Annotated in this window: 16 protein-coding genes and 1 tRNA gene; 10 read left to right on the top strand and 7 right to left on the bottom strand. The window is 63.5% G+C overall.

Going from position 1 to position 17,361, the window contains the following annotated elements:
• Positions 1–203: 203 nt before the first annotated feature.
• The 3 genes from DEVEQU_RS19865 to DEVEQU_RS07875 are packed head-to-tail and all read left to right on the top strand — an operon-like array spanning position 204 to position 6,023.
• On the top strand, positions 204–1,010 hold the full coding sequence (locus DEVEQU_RS19865; RefSeq protein WP_164550316.1) for an ImuA family protein: 807 nt from the start codon (positions 204–206) through the stop codon (positions 1,008–1,010).
• Entirely contained in the window at positions 898–2,568 is a 1,671-nt protein-coding gene (locus tag DEVEQU_RS07880; protein ID WP_164550315.1) for a Y-family DNA polymerase, read from the top strand. Before DEVEQU_RS19865 ends, DEVEQU_RS07880 begins: the two co-directional genes overlap by 113 nt.
• Entirely contained in the window at positions 2,565–6,023 is a 3,459-nt protein-coding gene (locus DEVEQU_RS07875) for an error-prone DNA polymerase (protein ID WP_126150037.1), read from the top strand. Before DEVEQU_RS07880 ends, DEVEQU_RS07875 begins: the two co-directional genes overlap by 4 nt.
• Here the strand turns inward: DEVEQU_RS07875 and DEVEQU_RS07870 are convergent, their stop codons facing one another.
• Positions 6,024–6,314 carry a 4a-hydroxytetrahydrobiopterin dehydratase gene (locus tag DEVEQU_RS07870; RefSeq protein ID WP_126150036.1) on the bottom strand — a complete coding sequence of 97 codons (291 nt, stop codon included), beginning with the start codon at positions 6,312–6,314 and terminating at the stop codon, positions 6,024–6,026.
• 208 nt (positions 6,315–6,522) lie between these two features.
• Between DEVEQU_RS07870 and DEVEQU_RS07865 the strand changes: the two genes are divergently transcribed.
• The 3 genes from DEVEQU_RS07865 (at position 6,523) to DEVEQU_RS07855 (ending at position 9,711) form a co-directional block, all read left to right on the top strand.
• Positions 6,523–7,611 (top strand): GGDEF domain-containing protein, encoded by a 1,089-nt coding sequence (locus DEVEQU_RS07865; protein WP_126150035.1) that lies wholly within the window; start codon positions 6,523–6,525, stop codon positions 7,609–7,611.
• On the top strand, positions 7,611–8,816 hold the full coding sequence (locus tag DEVEQU_RS07860; RefSeq protein WP_126150034.1) for a putative bifunctional diguanylate cyclase/phosphodiesterase: 1,206 nt from the start codon (positions 7,611–7,613) through the stop codon (positions 8,814–8,816). Before DEVEQU_RS07865 ends, DEVEQU_RS07860 begins: the two co-directional genes overlap by 1 nt.
• 139 nt (positions 8,817–8,955) lie before the next feature.
• Entirely contained in the window at positions 8,956–9,711 is a 756-nt protein-coding gene (locus DEVEQU_RS07855; RefSeq protein WP_126150033.1) for an N-acyl amino acid synthase FeeM domain-containing protein, read from the top strand.
• A gap of 75 nt (positions 9,712–9,786) precedes the next feature.
• On the opposite strand, the gene DEVEQU_RS07850 is transcribed toward DEVEQU_RS07855, so the two are convergent.
• From DEVEQU_RS07850 to hemC, 5 genes are all read right to left on the bottom strand, one after another.
• A tRNA-Thr gene (locus tag DEVEQU_RS07850) sits at positions 9,787–9,862 on the bottom strand.
• 35 nt (positions 9,863–9,897) lie between these two features.
• Entirely contained in the window at positions 9,898–11,283 is a 1,386-nt protein-coding gene (locus DEVEQU_RS07845) for a heme biosynthesis protein HemY (protein WP_126150032.1), read from the bottom strand.
• A complete protein-coding gene (locus DEVEQU_RS07840) occupies positions 11,280–12,566 on the bottom strand; it encodes a COG4223 family protein (RefSeq protein ID WP_126150031.1) in 1,287 nt (428 codons plus the stop codon). Before DEVEQU_RS07840 ends, DEVEQU_RS07845 begins: the two co-directional genes overlap by 4 nt.
• 24 nt (positions 12,567–12,590) lie before the next feature.
• Complete coding sequence (locus tag DEVEQU_RS07835; protein WP_164550314.1) at positions 12,591–13,322, bottom strand: uroporphyrinogen-III synthase; 732 nt, start codon at positions 13,320–13,322, stop codon at positions 12,591–12,593.
• The gene (hemC, locus tag DEVEQU_RS07830; protein WP_126150029.1) at positions 13,322–14,260 is read right to left on the bottom strand and encodes a hydroxymethylbilane synthase; all 939 of its coding nucleotides are present in this window, start codon (positions 14,258–14,260) and stop codon (positions 13,322–13,324) included. Before hemC ends, DEVEQU_RS07835 begins: the two co-directional genes overlap by 1 nt.
• Before the next feature lie 57 nt (positions 14,261–14,317).
• Between hemC and tsaD the strand changes: the two genes are divergently transcribed.
• The 4 genes from tsaD to DEVEQU_RS07810 are packed head-to-tail and all read left to right on the top strand — an operon-like array spanning position 14,318 to position 17,107.
• Positions 14,318–15,397: a tRNA (adenosine(37)-N6)-threonylcarbamoyltransferase complex transferase subunit TsaD gene (gene tsaD, locus DEVEQU_RS07825; RefSeq protein ID WP_126150028.1), complete on the top strand. Its 1,080-nt coding sequence runs from the start codon at positions 14,318–14,320 to the stop codon at positions 15,395–15,397.
• Positions 15,381–16,373, top strand: a complete 993-nt coding sequence (locus tag DEVEQU_RS07820) for an NAD(P)H-dependent glycerol-3-phosphate dehydrogenase (RefSeq protein WP_126150027.1) — start codon at positions 15,381–15,383, stop codon at positions 16,371–16,373. Before tsaD ends, DEVEQU_RS07820 begins: the two co-directional genes overlap by 17 nt.
• 2 nt (positions 16,374–16,375) lie before the next feature.
• Positions 16,376–16,669, top strand: a complete 294-nt coding sequence (locus DEVEQU_RS07815) for a YciI family protein (RefSeq protein WP_126150270.1) — start codon at positions 16,376–16,378, stop codon at positions 16,667–16,669.
• A gap of 3 nt (positions 16,670–16,672) precedes the next feature.
• Positions 16,673–17,107 (top strand): EVE domain-containing protein, encoded by a 435-nt coding sequence (locus DEVEQU_RS07810; RefSeq protein ID WP_126150026.1) that lies wholly within the window; start codon positions 16,673–16,675, stop codon positions 17,105–17,107.
• A 27-nt stretch (positions 17,108–17,134) separates the two neighbouring features.
• On the opposite strand, the gene DEVEQU_RS07805 is transcribed toward DEVEQU_RS07810, so the two are convergent.
• Positions 17,135–17,341 (bottom strand): DUF1737 domain-containing protein, encoded by a 207-nt coding sequence (locus tag DEVEQU_RS07805; protein ID WP_126150025.1) that lies wholly within the window; start codon positions 17,339–17,341, stop codon positions 17,135–17,137.
• Positions 17,342–17,361 lie beyond the last annotated feature (20 nt).

Raw genomic sequence — 17,361 nt, 5'->3', positions numbered from 1 at the left:
ACGAGAATCGGATGGGAAACGCCGGAGACCGGCTGGTAAAGACTTAGCCAGAAGCGATGACGGCTCAATGGGCTGCGGGCGCGCTCACGCGCTCTTGCGGGAAGCTGATGCGCTTGCGCCACACCGGGCGCGTGAAAAAGGGACTCGACTCCTCTCGGATTCGGAGTCTAAATGTTCCTGTTTTGTTCACTTGAGCAGTCATCATGCAGATCCAGGCTCACCATCAGCGCCTCGCCGCGTTGCGGGGCGTCATTGCCGATATCGAGCGCAAGCCGGCCTTGGCCGAGGCAGTTCGCCGGCCTGACGCGGTGCAAGGTGATGTGTTCCCGGCTCTGGGCGGGGGTTTGGTGCAGGAAGTGTTTGCCGATGATCTGCGCGATGGTGGCGCCAGCCTCGGCTTTGCGCTGGCCCAGGCCTGGGGGCTGGTGACACCGCGCCGACCAGTCGTTTTCTACCTGCAGCAGGGCGAAGACGCCCAGAAAATGGGCGTGCCCTATGGTCCGGGTCTCAACTGGGCCGGGGTGGATGCGGCGCAATTGGTGATCGTGCGCACCGGCGACATGACCGAATTTTTGTGGGCAGCCGAAGAGGTCGCCTCCTGCCGGGCGGTGGCCGCTGTCATCGCCGATATCAGGGGTGAGCCGAAACTGCTCAATTTCACCGCCAGCCGGCGCCTCAGCCTGCGGGCGGCCAACAGCAATGTGTCGCTGTTCATGCTGCGCTACGGCCATGGCAGGGCCAGCAGTGCCAGCCATTTGCGCTGGCATCTGCGCGCCGCGCGCAGTGGTCGCCAGGCCTTTGACGATCGCGCGCCCGGGCCGGCGCGCTGGTCCCTCGAGCTCGAAAAGGGTCGCATTGCCGGCAATCGCACCGAATGGGTGCTGGAATGGACGAAAAATGGTTTTGCAGTCATCCCCCAGCCCAAGCCTTCTCGCCGGCAACCTGCCGGCACGCCGTTTCCTGGTTCTCCACCTACCGTTCTGGGCCACCGACTATCGCAAGCGGGCTGATCCCCAGCTCAGGGATAAGCCGCTGGCGCTTTATGAACACATCAAGGGCGGCTTGCGGTTGGCCGCACTCGATCCGCAGCTGAGCCGCGAGGGTCTGCGGGTCGGTCAGAACCTGGCCGATGCCAGGGCCATCAAGCCGGATATGGTGGTCGAGGAGATCGACCGGCCCCTACTGGTCGCGGCTTTCGCCGCCTTTGCCGATTGGCATTCCAATGCCAGCCCGCTGGTATCGGTATTGAGCGACATGAGCGCTTTCGGCGATCTGGTGCTTGATATTACCGGGGTTGATCACCTGTTCGGGGGCGAAGCAAAAATGCTGCGCCTGCTGCTCAAGCGCCTGCGCGATCTGGGCTATCGCGTGGCCGGTGCCATCGCACCAACCATCGGTGCAGCCTGGGCGGTGAGCCATTTCGCCCGCAGCCAGATCGTGGTGCCGGAAATGCTGGAGAGCGTGCTCGATGCCCTTCCGGTCCATGGCCTGCGCCTCAGCGACAAGCAGATCGCCGATCTCGGCCAGATGGGGCTCGCAACGATCGGGCAATTGCGCCAGCGCCCGCGCAAGCCGCTGCAGGCCCGGTTTGGGCTGTCTCTGCTCACCCGCATCGATCAGGCCTTTGGGGTGATCGATGAAAAGCTGACCCCGCGCCTGCCGCTTGCCGAGCATATGGCGGAACGGCGTCTGGCCGAACCGATCAGTCTTCTCGACGATGTGCTACGGGTGACGGCCGATCTCAGCGTGCAATTGGCGCAAGACCTCGAAGCGGCGGGGCTCGGCGCCCAGGCCTTTCATCTTTTTGTCTATCGGGTCGACCACAAGGTCATGACCCTGTCGCTCAATGCGGCGCGGGTCACCCGCGACCCCGCCCATATCACGGAGCTGTTTCGTCATCGGGCGCAGCGGCTCGAAGGCGAATATGATGCTGGTTTCGGCATCGACATGGTGCGGCTGGCCGCCTCCAGCACCGAGCTGCTCGAGGCGCTGCAGACGGGAGCCTTTTCGACAGAAAACGGGCTCGAGGATATCGACCGGCTCAATGACAGGTTGGCGAGCCGGCTCGGCGCCATGGCGGTGCTCAAATCGGTCCCGGTCGCCTCCCATGTCCCGGAGCGGGCTGTGCGGCTGGTCCCGGCGCTGGCCGCAGGTGAGACGCGGCTGGAGGCGCCGCTTTTGCCGCGGCCGCTGCGGCTCTTGCCCAGGCCCGAGCCCATCCGCGTCATGGCCGAGGTGCCCGATGGCCTGCCGGCGCGCATGGAGTGGCGGGGCCAGACGTATCGGCTGATCAAGGGGGAGGGCCCCGAGCGTCTGGGTGCTGAATGGTGGCGAACCGGGCAGCGGCTGGAGTTGGTCGCGCCACCAAAACCGCAAGAACAGGAGCCGGGAGAACCGTCGGAGCCGCCGCCTTATGTCCCGGACCTGCAACTGTTTTTGCCCGATGCCGGAACGCGCGATTATTACCTGGTCGAGGATCAGGAGGGACATCGCTATTGGGTGTTCCGACAGGGCTTTTATAGCGGTGAAAAACAGCCGGCCTGGTATCTGCATGGGGTCTTCGCATGAGCGAGGTGCCCGAAACCCAATCCGAGATCGTGCCGCCGCCTATCGTGCTGGCGCCGCCCTATTATGCCGAATTGGTCACCACCACCAATTTTTCCTTCCTGCGCGGCGGCTCGCATCCCGAGGAACTGGTGGCCCATGCCATGGCCATGGGAATGACGGCGCTGGGCGTTTGCGACCGCAATAGCTTTGCCGGGGTGGTGCGTGGCTATGTGACGGCGCGGGACAACAAGGAGCGCAGTCGCGGTTTTCGCTATCTCGTCGGCGTGCGTCTGGTCTTTGCCGACGGCACGCCCGATATCATCGCCTATCCAACCGACCGGGTGGCCTATGGGCGGCTCTGCAAGCTGCTTACCATCGGCAATAAGCGCGGCGAAAAGGGCAATCCCAAACTGTTGCTGAGCGATCTCTTCGGCGCCAGTGCTCCTGTATCCGACAGTGAGCAGGGGCCGATTGAGGATTTCTCGCAGGGCCAGCTCTTCATCCTCATGCCCGATGAAACCGACTGGGGTCTCACCGAAAAGACCCTGGACCAGTTGAGTCGCGCCGCGCCCGGCCGGGTCTGGGTGGCCGGGGTGGCGCGCTTTGATGGCCGCGACCGCGCCCGGCTCAACCGCGTCGCCGCTTTGGGCAAGCGGCATGGCGCTGTCATGATCGCCAGCAATGACGCGCGCTATCATCGGCCCGATCGCAGTATCGTGCTCGATGTGGTCACCTGCATCCGCGAGCATCTGACGCTCGAAGAGGCCGGCTTTCATCTGGCCGCCAATGCCGAGCGGTGCCTGAAGCTCCCTGAAGAAATGGCCCGACTTTTCGCCGAACACGCAGATGCCATCGCCCAGACGCAGGTTTTCATTGGGCGCATCGGCTTTTGTCTCAGCGATCTCAAATATAACTATCCCGAAGAGACCATCGGCAATGGGGAAACCGCACAGCAGACGCTGGAGCGCCTGACCTGGGAGGGGGCGGCAAAACGATACCCGGGAGGGGTGAGCGATGCCATCAACCGCAGTCTTTGGACCGAGCTTTGCCTCATCGCCTATAAGGGCTATGCCGCTTACTTTCTGACCGTCCACGATATCGTCGCCTATGCGCGCTATGAGCGTAAGATCATGTGCCAGGGGCGCGGTTCCGCAGCCAATTCGGCGGTTTGTTTCTGTCTGGGTATTACAGAAGTCGACCCCACCAAGCGCACACTGGTTTTTGGCCGCTTCATTTCTACCGAGCGCGACGAAGCTCCCGATATCGACGTCGATTTCGAGCACGAGCGGCGCGAAGAGGTGATGCAGTATATTTATCAGAAGTATGGCGGGCGACGCACCGGGTTGACGGCCAATGTCATCTCCTATCGCTCGAAAAGCGCCATCAGGGAGGCGGCCAAGGCGTTCGGGGTTTCCGACGACGTGGTCTCAGCATTTTCCCAACTGCACTGGGGCTGGGGCAGTAAGCTCGATCTTGGCCAGCTCAGGGGGATTGGCCTCAATCCCGATGACCCGGTCATGGCGCAGATGTTCGAGGTCATCAAGGTTTTGCGCGGCTTTCCACGGCATCTTAGCCAGCATGTCGGCGGCTTCGTCATCACGCGCGATTCGCTCGAGAGCCTCGTACCCATTGGTCAGTCAGCCATGGATAGCCGATCAATCATCGAGTGGAACAAGGATGATATTGACGCCTTGAACATTCTGAAGGTCGATGTGCTCGCTCTGGGCATGCTGTCTTGTCTGCGTCGGGCATTCGAATTGCTTCATGTCCACTATGACAAGCGTTACGAGCTTGTAGACCTTCTGGCCGAGGAGACGGGCGAGGGGCCGATGGAAAAATCGCGCGTCTATGCCATGACGCATCGCGCTGACACCCTGGGTGTCTTCCAGATTGAGAGTCGCGCGCAGATGACCATGCTGCCGCGCTTACGGCCTTCAAAGTTTTACGACCTCGTCATCGAGGTTGCGATCGTCCGACCAGGACCTATTCAGGGCGGAATGGTTCATCCTTATCTCAAGCGGCGCGACGGTACCGAATATTGGGCACCCAAGCCCGGTGATGCCCTGGACGAGGTGCTGGAGGAAACGCTCGGTATTCCGCTGTTTCAGGAACAAGCCATGCAGATGGCTATCAAGGGTGCGGGCTTTACCCAGGGCGAGGCGGACCAATTGCGGCGTGCCATGGCTGCCTGGCGGCGGACCGGAAAGATGGACATTTTTCAGGAACGCTTCATCAATGGCATGATCAGCAATCACTATGAGCGCGATTTTGCCGAACGCTGCTTTGCGCAAATCAAAGGCTTTGCCGAATATGGCTTTCCGGAGAGCCATGCCGCGAGCTTTGCGCTCCTCGTCTATGCCTCGTGCTGGTTCAAATGCCACTATCCCGATGTGTTTGCCTGCGCCCTGCTCAATTCGCAGCCCATGGGGTTTTATGCGCCCAGCCAGATCGTGCGCGATGTGCGCGAGCACGGGATTGCCGTGCTGGAGGCGGATGTGAACCGCTCCGATCTCGAATGCGTGCTGGAGGCTGATGCGAAGCGGCGGGTAGCCGATCATATTTGGCCGCGACATGCCGAAATGGCCGGCGATATCCTCTCGAACAAGGCGATCCGGCTTGGCCTGCGCTTTGTCGAGGGGCTGGCAGAGGTCGACATCAATCGCATCGTCGCCCGGCGTGGTGCGGGTTATACTTCCATTCGCGAGCTGTGGTTGCGCACCGGGGTGCCTATTGCCAGTCTCGAAAAGCTGGCGCGGGCCGATGGCTTTGCCTCGATGGGGCTCAATCGGCGCGAGGCTTTGTGGGCGGTCAAGGGTCTGGTGGGCAGCCACGGCGCCGAAACGCTTCCGCTCTTTGCCGCTGCCGGCCCGCCAGTGGACGCGGCGCCGGAGGCGCCCGCCGGGCTGCCGCTGATGGCGCCGGGCGAAGAGGTGATCCACGACTATTCGACCCTCTCGCTTTCGCTCAAGGGTCATCCGGTGGAATTCTTACGGCCCATGCTGATGGCGCGCGGCACGACGCGGGCGGAAAATCTGGCGCAGGTGCCACCCGATATCGTGGTCGAGGTTTCCGGGCTGGTTCTGGTGCGCCAGCGCCCCGGTACGGCGAGTGGGGTGATCTTCGTGACGCTAGAGGACGAAACCGGGGTGGCCAATATCGTGGTCTGGCCAAAACTGTTCAAGGACGATCGGCTGCGCAAGATCTTGCTGTCGAGCCGTATGCTGGCGGTGCGCGGCAAGGTGCAATCGGCCCATGGCGTGATCCATGTCGTGGCCGAAGATATGGCGGACCTGACCCCGCATCTGCTCGATCTCGCTCATGGCACAGATATAGGCGAGGCGGTGCTGGCGCGGGCCGATGAGGGCAAATCCGGGCCGGACCAGCCCGAAAGTCGCAATCGCGAAGCCTTGCGCGAAATCGAGCTGGCGCGGCGGCGCGCCTATGCTGCCCTGCCTGGGGGGCGTAATTTCCACTGATCAGTCGAGCAGCGCGTCGATACGGTGGGCCAGTGCAATATCCTTTTCCGACAAGCCGCGCGCATCATGGGTGGTCAGGCGAATGGTGACATTGTTGTAGACATTGGACCATTCGGGATGGTGACCGGCTGCGTCGGCCAGCAGTGCCACCCGCGTCATGAAGGCAAAAGCCTCGGAAAAATCCTTGAACTTGAAGCGCCGCACAATGGCTTCGGCCGGCTCTTCGAGTTGCCACTGCGTCAGGTCGAACATCGCGGCCTGCCGCGCCGCATCGCTCAGTCTTTCTACCATTGGTAATTTCCTCCATGCCTTGAAACGGGTATCGTCCGATCCGGCTGCAACGCAGAGCTCACCGTGTTGTGTCCAACACAACTGAAAATCGTTAACCTTCGATTCAGCCTGATGAACGGAAGCCGTCCCGTCCCGAGCCAGAACGTAGGCGCGGCAAGGGCCTATTAATGGCTTTACCGCTCAATAGATCGGTAATTGGGGAAGCGGCGTGTTCACCTCGGCCCGAAAATCGATGCCAGCGCTGGACTATGTGTCCATCATCCGCTCGGTCTATGGCGACCGGTGGGCATTGCTGTTTGGCGCCTTTAACAGCGCCGGTATAGCGGCGGTTTCGGCCCTCAAGGCCAATGCTCCTATTCTCTTCGTCATGGCTGCAGCGCTGCTGCTGGTGGGTTTTATCCGCTTTGCCAATATGCGTGCCTTCTGGCATGCGGGGATCGGCAATGAGGACGCAGAAGCCGCAGAACGCTGGGAACAGCGGGCGCTGGTCGGTGGCGCGCTGGTCGCCGTGGCGCATGGCATCTGGTGTCTCGTCGCCATCCTGATCGTGCGCGATCCCTTTGCCGAGCTGGCCAGCATTACCCTGACAATTGCCGCCACGGTGGGTCTGGTGGCCCGCAATTTCGGGCTGGATCGGCTGCTGACGGTGCAGATCCTGTCCCTGTCGGTGCCGCTGTGGATCGCCATGATCCTGCGCGGCGACTTCTACTACCAGCTGCTCGCCGCCATGCTGGTGCTGCTGCTGATCAATTTCCGCAAGCTGGCCGGCGATGTGCGCGCCATCCTGCTTTCGGCCGTGCATGGGCGGGCCGAAGTATCCCGTCTCGCCGCCGAACTCGATATTGCCATCACCACCCTGCAGCATGGCCTGCTGATGCTGGATGAAAACGGCATGGTGACGCTGGTCAATGAGCGCGCGCTCAAGACGCTGGCCCTGTTCAATGTACAAAAGCCGATCGGCCAACACTATACGGCTATTCTCGACGCCCTCAACGCTACTGGTCGAGTGCCGGAGCGCTCGATTGCGCGGCTCTCGGAGATGATTGGGCAGCGCACTTCAGGCAAGGGCCTGCTCTCGATCGATGGCGGCGCGCATTACGAAGTGACGCTGAGCTCGCGCCGGTCCAGAAGCGTGTTGCTGCTCGAAGACATCACCGAACGCGTCACAGCCGAGGAACGGATCAATTTCATCGCTCGTCACGATACGCTGACAGAGCTGCCCAATCGCAGCTATTTCGGCGAGCTGGCGCTGGAGGCCCTGCAAAAGCAGGCCGCTGCCGGACGTCGAGCGCCTTGATGATCATCGACCTCGACGAGTTCAAGCACGTCAATGACAGTTTTGGCCACATCGTTGGCGATATGCTGCTCGAGCAGGTGGCAGACCGGCTGAAGAAGGCGGCGCCCGAGGGTGCCATCCTGGCACGGCTGGGCGGCGATGAATTCATCATGCTCAGCCCCTATTCGGGCAATGCTCAGTTGCTCGCCGACCGCGTGCTCGATGCTTTCCAGGCCCCGTTCAGCGTCGATGGGCTCAACCTGCCCAGCAAGGTCAGTGTCGGTCTGGTCACCAGTGCCGACAGCAGCGATGAGCTCGACGAGCTGATGACCAAGGCCGATCTGGCCCTGTTTGCCGCCAAGTCCGGCGGGCGTGGCAGGAGCCAGCTGTTCCATGCCCAGATGGATATCGACTACCACTACCGCCAGCGCCTCAAGGCTGATTTGCGTGATGCCGTGGCTGATGGCGAACTGAGTCTGGCGTTCCAGCCGCTTTTCGACATCGACACCCGCAGGGTGGTGAGTTGCGAGGCTCTGGCCCGCTGGAACCATGCGGAACTGGGGCCCGTGCCGCCGGCAACCTTTATTCCTCTGGCCGAGGAAATGGGCCTGATTTCCGATATCACCGCCTGGGTGGTCAAGAACGCAGCGCGCGAATGCAGCCAGTGGCCGGGCGCGGTCGGCGTGGCGGTCAATGTTTCGGCGCGCGATTTCCGCGGCCTCGATTTGCCTGAATTGATCGATGCTGCGCTTGTTGACAGCGCCTTGCCGGCGGCGCGCTTCGAAATCGAGGTGACGGAAACAGCGGTGATCGAAGAGCGCGAACTGGCCAATCGGACACTGAAGACGCTGGCCGACAAGGGCATTGCCATTGCGCTCGACGATTTCGGCACCGGCTATTCCTCGCTCAGCTATCTCAACGCGCTGCCCTTCACCAAGCTCAAGATCGATCGTTCCTTCCTGGTCGATATCGCCACCAAGCCGAGGGCCTTGCGCCTCTTGGCGAGCGTCGCGCGACTGGGGCGCGATCTCGATCTCACCGTGGTTGCCGAAGGCGTCGAAACCGAAGCCCAGCTCGAAGCCATGGTGGCCCATACACTGGTTCAGCAGGTCCAAGGTTATCACTTCAGCAGGCCGCTACCGGCGCGCGATATTTCCGAATTGATCGCCCGCTTTAATTCCGGCGCCAGCAAAGACCAGGCCGCAGAAAATCGCAAGCATGGTTAATCGGCCTTAACCATTTGGCCCCGCTTGGGAAAACCCCTTACTCGCCGCTATCGCACTGGTGGTGTGCGATTTTTCACCATGCCAAGATGGACAATGAAAGGTTAACTTGGCTGCCATAACCCAGGGGGCTTTTGGGTCTATGAACGCGGCCAATGACACGCCTTCGGGCGCCAATTCTCGATTCGCCACTGCCTTGATCGACATGCTCGATTCGGTGCGTTACCGCCGTGTATCGGCGGCAGAGCAGCTCGACCCGGTCTATCGCCTGCGCTACGAAGCCTATCGGCGAGAAGACTTCATCCCGGTCAATTCCCAGCAGGTCACCCGAGACGAATTCGACGAGCTGCCCAATTGCTATTGCTATGGCGTCTATATCGACGACCAACTGGTCAGCTCCCTGCGCTTTCACGTGGTTACGGCCGAGCAACCGACGTCGCCCTGTATGTCGGTGTGGCCCGATGTATTGCAGCCCCTGCTCGACAAGGGACTCAATTTCATCGATCCAGGCCGCTTCACCGCCGATTTCGACGCGTCCCTGGCCTATCCCGCGCTGCCCTATCTGACCCTGCGTCTTGCTGCCATGGCCTGCGAATATTTCCCGGTGCGCTATTGCATGTCGGCGGTGCGCCCAGAGCACACCGCGTTCTATCGCCGGGTGTTCGGGGCTACGGTGCTCGGCGATCAGCGCAGCTATGCCAATCTGACTTTCCCGATGCAGCTCTATGCCGCCGAAGTGCCGGTTATTCGCGACCGCGTTGCCGACCGTTATCCCTTCTTCATGTCGCTGCCCGAAGAGCGCGAGGTGCTGTTCGGAACCGCTCAAGGGGAAACCCGCGCCATCGCGCCTTCGGCACGCCAGGCCCAAAGGCTGGAATTGCTGTCCAAGGCGGGATGAGGCGCGTCAGCCAGCGCGGCAAGCTTCTGGCCGGCCGCTGTCACCACGGCTCAGAACGATATTGTCGGGGAGAAATGGTGCCGCTTAGGTGATTCGAACACCTGACCCCATCATTACGAATGATGTGCTCTACCGACTGAGCTAAAGCGGCTAAGGCGGGCGTGGGCCCGCCGGAGTGGGTGTCTTTTACTGAGGGTTTCCGGCGGGCGCAAGGGGCAAAGCAGGCTCGGTTTGCGGCAATTGCGGCAGGCCGACGGACTCTGCGGGCGGCAGCGGCGTTGGGCGCGTCGTGGTGGAAACCGGGACTTTCCATTCGAAGGCGTCCAGTTTGCCGGTGATAGGCGAAAGCGGCTCCCATTCGTCGCTGACAATGCCATCGGCGGTCCAGGCTGGATCGCGCGGGGCACGCACGGCGCGAGCCAGCCATTCGCGGGCCTTGCCCTGGTCGCCGCTCTGGCCTTCCTCGATTTCGGCCATGAGCGTGGCGACACCCTGGGTGGCATCGGCGCCGGCAAAGGGGTCCAGCGCCTGACGCGCCAATGGCCAGTCATAGGCATCAATGGCGGCACGAGCCAGCGCCATGGCGGCGGCGCGATGGGGTGCGGGCAATTCAATCAATTCGCGCAGGCGCTTGAGGCGCTCGACCGCCGAGGCGCCGCTTTGTGAATGGGCATAGAGCGCGGCGACGTCCGGGTGGCCGGTAGCGCGCCAGATGCGGCGCAGCAGGCTTTGCGCGCGTCGCCCCTCGCCGCGGCTGATATAGATGCGGGCTGCGATCAGTGCCGCCGGCACGAAGTCAGGCAGCAATTTCAGTGCGGTCAGCGCATGATCCAGCGCTGAATTGGGTTGGCTGATCTCGTTTTCGCGGGCGCGGGCGGTTTCGATCACCGCCTGCTTGCGCCGCTTCTTGGCCTTTGCCTCGCGGGTCGAGACAATCTCGGCATTGACCATGGCCACCGCTTCCGCCCATTGCCCGCGCTGCGTCAGGTCTTCAAACACGGCTTCACCGGCCCAGCTGCTGTCGGGGGCCAATGCCAGAGCCTTGCGCGCAAAGGTCAGGGCGGCTTCCGGGCGGTTCTGGGCGCGCGCCTGGTCGTAAAGGCCGGTCAGGGCGGCGATGGCGGTTTTCTCGCTGGCGATGAGCGCGCGATAATGTTCGCGGGCCGCGGGCATGTCGCCCAGCGCCAGGTCGGCACGGGCCTCGAGCAGCTTGGCGGCGCTGTTCTCGGGCATTCGCGCCTGGGCCTCGCGGGCCATCAGGCGGGCACGGGCGGGGTCGCCAGATTGCAGGGCCACTACCGCATCGGACAGTGCCTCGACGCCCTGTTCGCGGCGCTTGGCGGCGCGGCGGCGAGCCATGGCACCGGGCGCGCCGATCAGGCGGCGAATGATTGCCCAGACGGCGATAACCAATGCAGCGGCGATCAACAGCAAAACCACAGCCGTGCCGAGACGCGGCTGCATGCGGTAGCCGGCGAATTCGAGCGTCAGCGTGCCGGGCAGGGAGATGATCCAGGCGGCCAGCGCTGCAACCAGCAAGCTGCCGATGATCCAGGAGGCCAGTCTGATCATTGCGCACGCTCCCCGGTCATGGCCGTGCTCCGCAACTGGGCAAGGAAGCTCTGGGCGGCGGCGAGCGCTGCAATGTCATGGGCAACCGCGCCGGCGGCGGTCTGCATGGGAGCGGGCAGGCTTGTGAGCTCTTGCTGCGCGGAGACGAAGTCGCGACGGGCTATGGCGGCCTCGATACGGGCAACGATGGCGTCTGGGCTGTCCCCTTCCACTTCGCCGGCCGGACGAAGGGCGACGATCCCACGCAGCCAGTCGGCAGCGTTGTCCTGCCACTGCCCATCGGCTGAGGCGGGGCGACCGGCCAACATATCGGGCAGGATATCGGCAAAGTCGCGCGCCACTTCGTCCGGGCGTTTGAGGCCGGTCGCGGAGGCTGCCAACAGGGCCTCGGGAATTTTCTGGTCGGGCAGGGCCTGCGCCAGCGCCGAAAGTTCGGTGCCATAGGGGCGGCCGGCGTCGAATGCGGTTTCGAGGCCGGAGAGAATGAGCGGCATGCGCGCCAGGCCCGTATCGGCGGTACGATTTTCGGCAAGAGCCTTGTCGAATTGGTCGATGCGCGTGTCGGCCTCGTCCAGGCGGCCAGAAAGCGTCTGCGCCTGCACATCCAGCGCCGTAACCGCCTCGTCCAGCCGGGAGAGGGTGGCGCTGGTTGCGGCGTCGGGTCCCGGTGCCGGGGTGGCGGCAGTGGTTGTCTGCGCCGCAGCATTGGCCATGGTATCGACACGCTGGGTCAGTGCGGCGAGTTCCTCAGCCAGGGCGGTCTGGTCAGCAGCGACAGGTTCGGTTGCGGGTTGGGCGGTTTGCGCGGCCTCGAGCACCGCCAGGCGGTCTGACAGTGCGGTTGCGTCGGCCTGCAATTGGGTGGTGGCAGTGCTCACCTCGGGAAAAGCAGTCAAGACCTGGGCGATGCGGGGATCGGTGGGCGGAGCCTGCACCGGCTGGCTGGGCCAGAACCCGAAAAAGGCAAGGCCATAGGCCGCGCCGAGGCCGATAACGCCACCAGCCAGGCCAGCGAGCCAGGGCGAGCCAGCAGCAGCGGGAGCCGGTGCAGTCTTGGGTGGCATCGGCTTGTTCAATTCAGGCTTGGGCGGTGGAGATGCCGTCGGCTTGGGCGGACCAGCGGAAGATGTGGGTTTGGCCGCCTTGGCGTCATCCGTCTTGCCTGGAGCGCTGGCATCGGCGGGCCGCGCCGTGCCCTCCAGCACCGGGGGCTTGACCGCCGCCGACTTGGCAGCCGGCTTGGGGTCGGTCGATGGCGTGTCGTTCTTCTTGTCGTCAGCCATAAGCCTGCCTCTTCGTTCGTCCGATCATGACCCAGTTTGCTCGCGGGCAAAAGCCAAAGCCAGCGCCATCATTGCCTCTTCGCTCGGATGGTCCGAGAGCAACACGCGGCTGAAATGGTTGGCCAGGAGCGGCGCCGCAACATTTTCCGAAAGGCACAGCATAGGCAGGGCCCGCTTCTGTTCGTCGCTGAGACAGGTCGCTGCCAATGCCGCGAAAATCTCTGCCGTGCGCCGCGAATAGACCAGCACGCCGCCGATTTCGCCGCCAGCCAGCGCCTCTCGCGCCGCCTCAGGCAATCGTTCCTCCGCCACCATCTCATAGACAGGGACGGTAACCACCATGAGGCCGTGGGGGGCCAGGGCCCGCGCCATGTCGCCGCTCAAATGCCGGCCGGCGGGATAGAGCACTGGTCCTTCGAGCCGTGCCAGGGCGATGGTGGTGACGAGGCTATCGAGCGTGCCTTCGGCGCTGACGACATCGCCAAAGCCGGCGAGGCGCGCCTCGTGAGCGGTGCGGTCGCCTACGGCAAAAACCTTGAGGCCCAAAAGCTGCGGCAGGAGGTCCATATCCTCAAGCGCGCGCAGCGCATTGGTGCTGGTCAGCGCCATGGCGGCAAAGCCGATGATCGGCGGGAAGTGCGCCTCGAGCGTCTGGCGGGTCATTACCGGCGCGCCTATTGCGGAGATATCGAGCGCCGCCAGCCGGTCCATGGTGGCCTGAGTGTCCGGCTCGGGTCGCGTCACCAGCATGCGCATCAGCGCCCCCATTGGTCGGCCCAGTTCGGCCCGGCCTGGGCCAGCAATTCACGGCCGACGTTTTCGCCCAGTGTCGTTGCGTCTTTGCCGCTGGCTTCGGCGCGGAAGCTAGTTTGCCCGTCCAGGCTGAGGATTTCGCCCTTGAGCGTCAGCATCTCGCCCGCCCATTCGCTGAGCGCCCCCACCGGGGTGCGGCAGGAACCGTCGAGCACGGCAAGCATGGTGCGTTCCGCTGTAATTGCTGCATGGGTCGGGGCATGATCGAGCGGCGCGACGATTTCGGCGAAACGATCATCGTGATCGCGGATGGCGATGCCGATGGCCCCCTGGGCCGGGGCCGGCATGAAGTCTTCGGGATCGAGAATCGCGGTGGCGCGGTGCTCTTCACCCAGGCGGTTGAGTCCGGCCAGCGCCAGGAGTGTGGCATCCGCCACGCCATCGAGCAGCTTTTGCAGGCGCGTATGCACATTGCCGCGAAATGGCACGATGCGCAGGTCGGGCCGGAGGCGCAGGGCCTGAGCGGCGCGGCGAATGGAGGAGGTGCCGAAGCGCGCGCCCTCGGGCAGATTGTCCATGCCTTTGACGCTCACCGACAAAAAGGCGTCGCGAACATCCTCGCGCTCCAGAAACGCGGCCAGACTCATGCCCTGCGGCAAGCCGGTGGCAACATCCTTGCTCGAATGCACGCCGATATCGATTCGGCCCGATAGCAGCGCGTCATCGATTTCCTTGGTGAAAACGCCCTTGCCGCCAATATCGGAAAGGGTGGTATTCTCGCTCTGGCTGCGGTCGCCGCCGGTGGAAAACACCTCGATGGCGACCGCCTCTTCCTCCACCCCATGGGCCTCAGACAGCAATTGGCGGACCAGGCGCGCCTGCGCCAGTGCCAGCGGGCTGCCGCGTGTTCCGATCCGGGCGAAGGGGGTAGGCGATTGCATATCCGGTCAGTCCTGGTGTAGGCGATAGGCTCCCTCATGGGAGTAGACCAGTTCGTCATGACCGGGCAAGCACAAGCCATACTCCTCGGCATCGAGACCAGCTGCGACGAAACCGCCGCGGCCGTGGTCGTGCGGGATCAATCCGGCAGGGGAACCATTCGTTCCAATGTGGTGCGCTCGCAGCTCGATGAACATGCGGCATTTGGCGGCGTCGTGCCGGAATTGGCCGCGCGCGCTCATGTCGAATGGCTCGATCACATCATTGCCCAGGCGGTCGAAGAGGCCGGCATCCGGCTTGAGGATGTCGACGCCATCGCCGCAACCGCCGGACCGGGACTGATCGGTGGCGTGCTGGTCGGCCTGACCACGGCCAAGGCGCTGGCCGCTTCGCTCGACAAGCCGCTGGTGGCGGTCAACCACCTCGAAGGCCATGCGCTGACGGCGCGCCTCACCAATGGGGTCGAATTTCCCTATCTCATGCTGCTGGTTTCGGGTGGACACAGCCAGTTCGTACTGGTGCGCGGCGTCGGCGACTATGAGCGCTGGGGCGGCACGATCGACGATGCGCTCGGCGAGGCCTTCGACAAGGTGGCCAAGCTTTTGAGCCTCGGCCATCCGGGCGGCCCAGCGGTGGAGCAGGCCGCCAGATCAGGCGATCCCACCCGCTTCAAGTTCCCAAAGCCGTTGCTGCGCGAAGAGCGGCTCGACTTTTCCTTTTCCGGCCTCAAGACCGCGGTGCGGTTGCAGGCCGAGGCGCTGGCGCCACTCAGTGACCAGGATGTCGCCGATATTGCGGCCAGTTTCCAGGATACGGTGGCTGTCATCGTCGAGACGCGTTCACGCCAGGCGCTGGAGCGGTTTTCGCAACAGTTTCCTGGCCAAGAGATGCGTCTGGTGGTGGCGGGGGGCGTCGCCGCCAATCGGCACATCGCCCAGGCGCTCGAGGCGCTGTGCAGCACTATGGGCGCGCAATTGGTGGTTCCGCCTATCCCGCTCTGTACCGACAATGGCGCCATGATCGCCTGGGCCGGGGCGGAACGCCTGGCGCTCGGGGCCAATGATGGGCTCGATGTCGCGGCCCGGCCGCGTTGGCCCCTCGATACGCCCGGCATGAAGGTCAATGACGATGCAGCTTGAGACGGTGACGGTGATCGGCGGCGGCGCCTGGGGCACCGCTCTGGCGCAGGCAGCCGCCATGGCAGGGCGCCAGGTTAGGCTGGTGGTGCGTCATTCGGCGCAGGCCGAGGCGATCAATACCAGCCGCCGCAATGAGGCAGCCCTGCCGGGTCAGGCGCTTTTGGCGGGGGTCAATGCTTCGGCTGAATTTGCCGGCAGCGATATTGTCATCCTGGCCGTGCCGGCCCAGTCCACCCGCACCTTGCTTTCCACTATCGATCCCGCGCTTCTGGCAGGTCGGCCGGTGGTGCTTTCGGCCAAAGGGCTCGAAATCGGCACGCTGGCGCGGCAGAGCGAGATCCTTTTCGATATGGCGCCCGAGGCCGTGCCCTATGTGCTCTCCGGCCCGTCCTTTGCCGTGGATGTGGCGGCGGGGCGACCCACCGCGGTGACGCTGGCGGGGGACGATGCCAGTGCGACTTCAGACCTTGCTACCGCCCTGGCTGGCCCGAGCTTTCGCCCCTATGCCGCCGATGACCGCATCGGGGTTGAGATCGCCGGGGCCTTGAAGAATGTCTATGCGCTGGCCTGTGGCGCCGTCGAGGGTGCGCAGCTGGGCGCCTCGGCCCGTGCCGCCCTGATCGCCCGCGGCTATGCCGAAATGGCGCGCATGGTCACTGCCATGGGCGGTTCGGCCCATACTCTGACGGGGCTTGCCGGGCTGGGCGATCTAACGCTCACCTGCACCTCGGTGCAATCGCGCAATTACCAGTTCGGCATTGCCCTGGGCGCCGGGCAGAGCACCGGGGCTATCATTGCCGGCGGCGCCAAGCTGGCCGAAGGCGTGGCGACCGCGCCGGTGGCTCTGGCGCTGGCCCGAAGCCTTGATGTCGATGCACCGCTGATCGAAGCCGTCGACGCTGTGGTCGCCGGGCGCGCCGATATCGCCACTATCGTTGCCGGGCTCATGTCCCGTCCGCTCAAGAGAGAACATTGAACATGCTCTATGCCATGATCGCCAAGGATGCCCCCGGGGCGCTGCAGACCCGGCTCGACACCCGCCCGGTGCATCTCGACCATCTCAACAGCCTGGGCAAGAAGCTGGTCTTTGCCGGCGCGCTGCTTGATGCCGAAGACAAGCCCGAGGGCTCGATCGTGGTGTTCGAGGCAGAAAATCTGCAGGAGGCGCAGGCCATGGCCGACGCCGATCCGTTCGTTGCCGCTGGTGTCTTTGCCAGCTACGAGGTCAAGCGCTGGCGCCTCGCCATCAACACCACTGGCGTGGAGCTCTGAGCCATGGCCTATTGGCTGATGAAGTCGGAGCCCGACGTCTTTTCTTTTGACGATCTCATCGCCAAGACCAAAAACGGCGAGGTTGAAGAGTGGCACGGGGTGCGCAACTATGCGGCGCGCAACAATATGAAAGCCATGGCGGTCGGCGATCAGGCGTTTTTCTATCACTCCAATATCGGCAAGGAGATCGTGGGTGTCATGACCATCGTGGCCCAAGCCCATCCCGACAGCACCGCCGATCTCAATGCCAAGGGCGAAGTGGTGTGGGAATGCGTCGACGTGCAGTCGGTCAAACCCTTTCCGCGCCCGGTCACTCTTGCCGAAATCAAGGCGACACCCGAGCTCAGCGAACTCGAACTGGTCAAGCTTTCGCGCCTTTCGGTCTCGAAAGTGTCTGAGACAGAATGGAAACTGCTCTGCACGATGGGCGGGCTGTAGCGCAGCCCGCCATCAAGGGCAGATGTCCTAAAAGTCGACCAGTTTCTTGTCCGGATCGTAGGGCTGATCCCTGGCAATGCGCGTCACGGCCTGGCCACAGCGCATTTTCTTGCTGACCGCGTCATAGGCATAGGTGGGGCTGCCATGCAGGGTCCAGCCTTCGCTCAGCGCCTTGGTGACCTTGTGACAGAACGTGGAATCGTCTTCGCCGGTCAGAAAACGGTAGATGAGCATGCATGGCCCCCTTGCATAAA

Source organism: Devosia equisanguinis, from assembly GCF_900631955.1.
GTDB classification, from domain to species: Bacteria; Pseudomonadota; Alphaproteobacteria; order Rhizobiales; family Devosiaceae; genus Devosia; species Devosia equisanguinis.
The sequence above is the reverse complement of the archived record's forward strand: the minus strand, read 5'-3'. Positions and strand labels throughout refer to the sequence as shown.

Bases quoted from the DNA above. Each gene is read 5' to 3' on its own strand.
- DEVEQU_RS19865 (WP_164550316.1), top strand. From the start codon at position 204: ATGCAGATCCAGGCTCACCATCAGCGCCTCGCCGCGTTGCGGGGCGTC.
- DEVEQU_RS07880 (WP_164550315.1), top strand. From the start codon at position 898: ATGGTTTTGCAGTCATCCCCCAGCCCAAGCCTTCTCGCCGGCAACCTG.
- DEVEQU_RS07875 (WP_126150037.1), top strand. From the start codon at position 2,565: ATGAGCGAGGTGCCCGAAACCCAATCCGAGATCGTGCCGCCGCCTATC.
- DEVEQU_RS07870 (WP_126150036.1), bottom strand. From the start codon at position 6,314: ATGGTAGAAAGACTGAGCGATGCGGCGCGGCAGGCCGCGATGTTCGAC.
- DEVEQU_RS07860 (WP_126150034.1), top strand. From the start codon at position 7,611: ATGATCATCGACCTCGACGAGTTCAAGCACGTCAATGACAGTTTTGGC.
- DEVEQU_RS07855 (WP_126150033.1), top strand. From the start codon at position 8,956: ATGAACGCGGCCAATGACACGCCTTCGGGCGCCAATTCTCGATTCGCC.
- DEVEQU_RS07845 (WP_126150032.1), bottom strand. From the start codon at position 11,283: ATGATCAGACTGGCCTCCTGGATCATCGGCAGCTTGCTGGTTGCAGCG.
- DEVEQU_RS07840 (WP_126150031.1), bottom strand. From the start codon at position 12,566: ATGGCTGACGACAAGAAGAACGACACGCCATCGACCGACCCCAAGCCG.
- DEVEQU_RS07835 (WP_164550314.1), bottom strand. From the start codon at position 13,322: ATGCGCATGCTGGTGACGCGACCCGAGCCGGACACTCAGGCCACCATG.
- hemC (WP_126150029.1), bottom strand. From the start codon at position 14,260: ATGCAATCGCCTACCCCCTTCGCCCGGATCGGAACACGCGGCAGCCCG.
- tsaD (WP_126150028.1), top strand. From the start codon at position 14,318: ATGACCGGGCAAGCACAAGCCATACTCCTCGGCATCGAGACCAGCTGC.
- DEVEQU_RS07820 (WP_126150027.1), top strand. From the start codon at position 15,381: ATGACGATGCAGCTTGAGACGGTGACGGTGATCGGCGGCGGCGCCTGG.
- DEVEQU_RS07815 (WP_126150270.1), top strand. From the start codon at position 16,376: ATGCTCTATGCCATGATCGCCAAGGATGCCCCCGGGGCGCTGCAGACC.
- DEVEQU_RS07810 (WP_126150026.1), top strand. From the start codon at position 16,673: ATGGCCTATTGGCTGATGAAGTCGGAGCCCGACGTCTTTTCTTTTGAC.
- DEVEQU_RS07805 (WP_126150025.1), bottom strand. From the start codon at position 17,341: ATGCTCATCTACCGTTTTCTGACCGGCGAAGACGATTCCACGTTCTGT.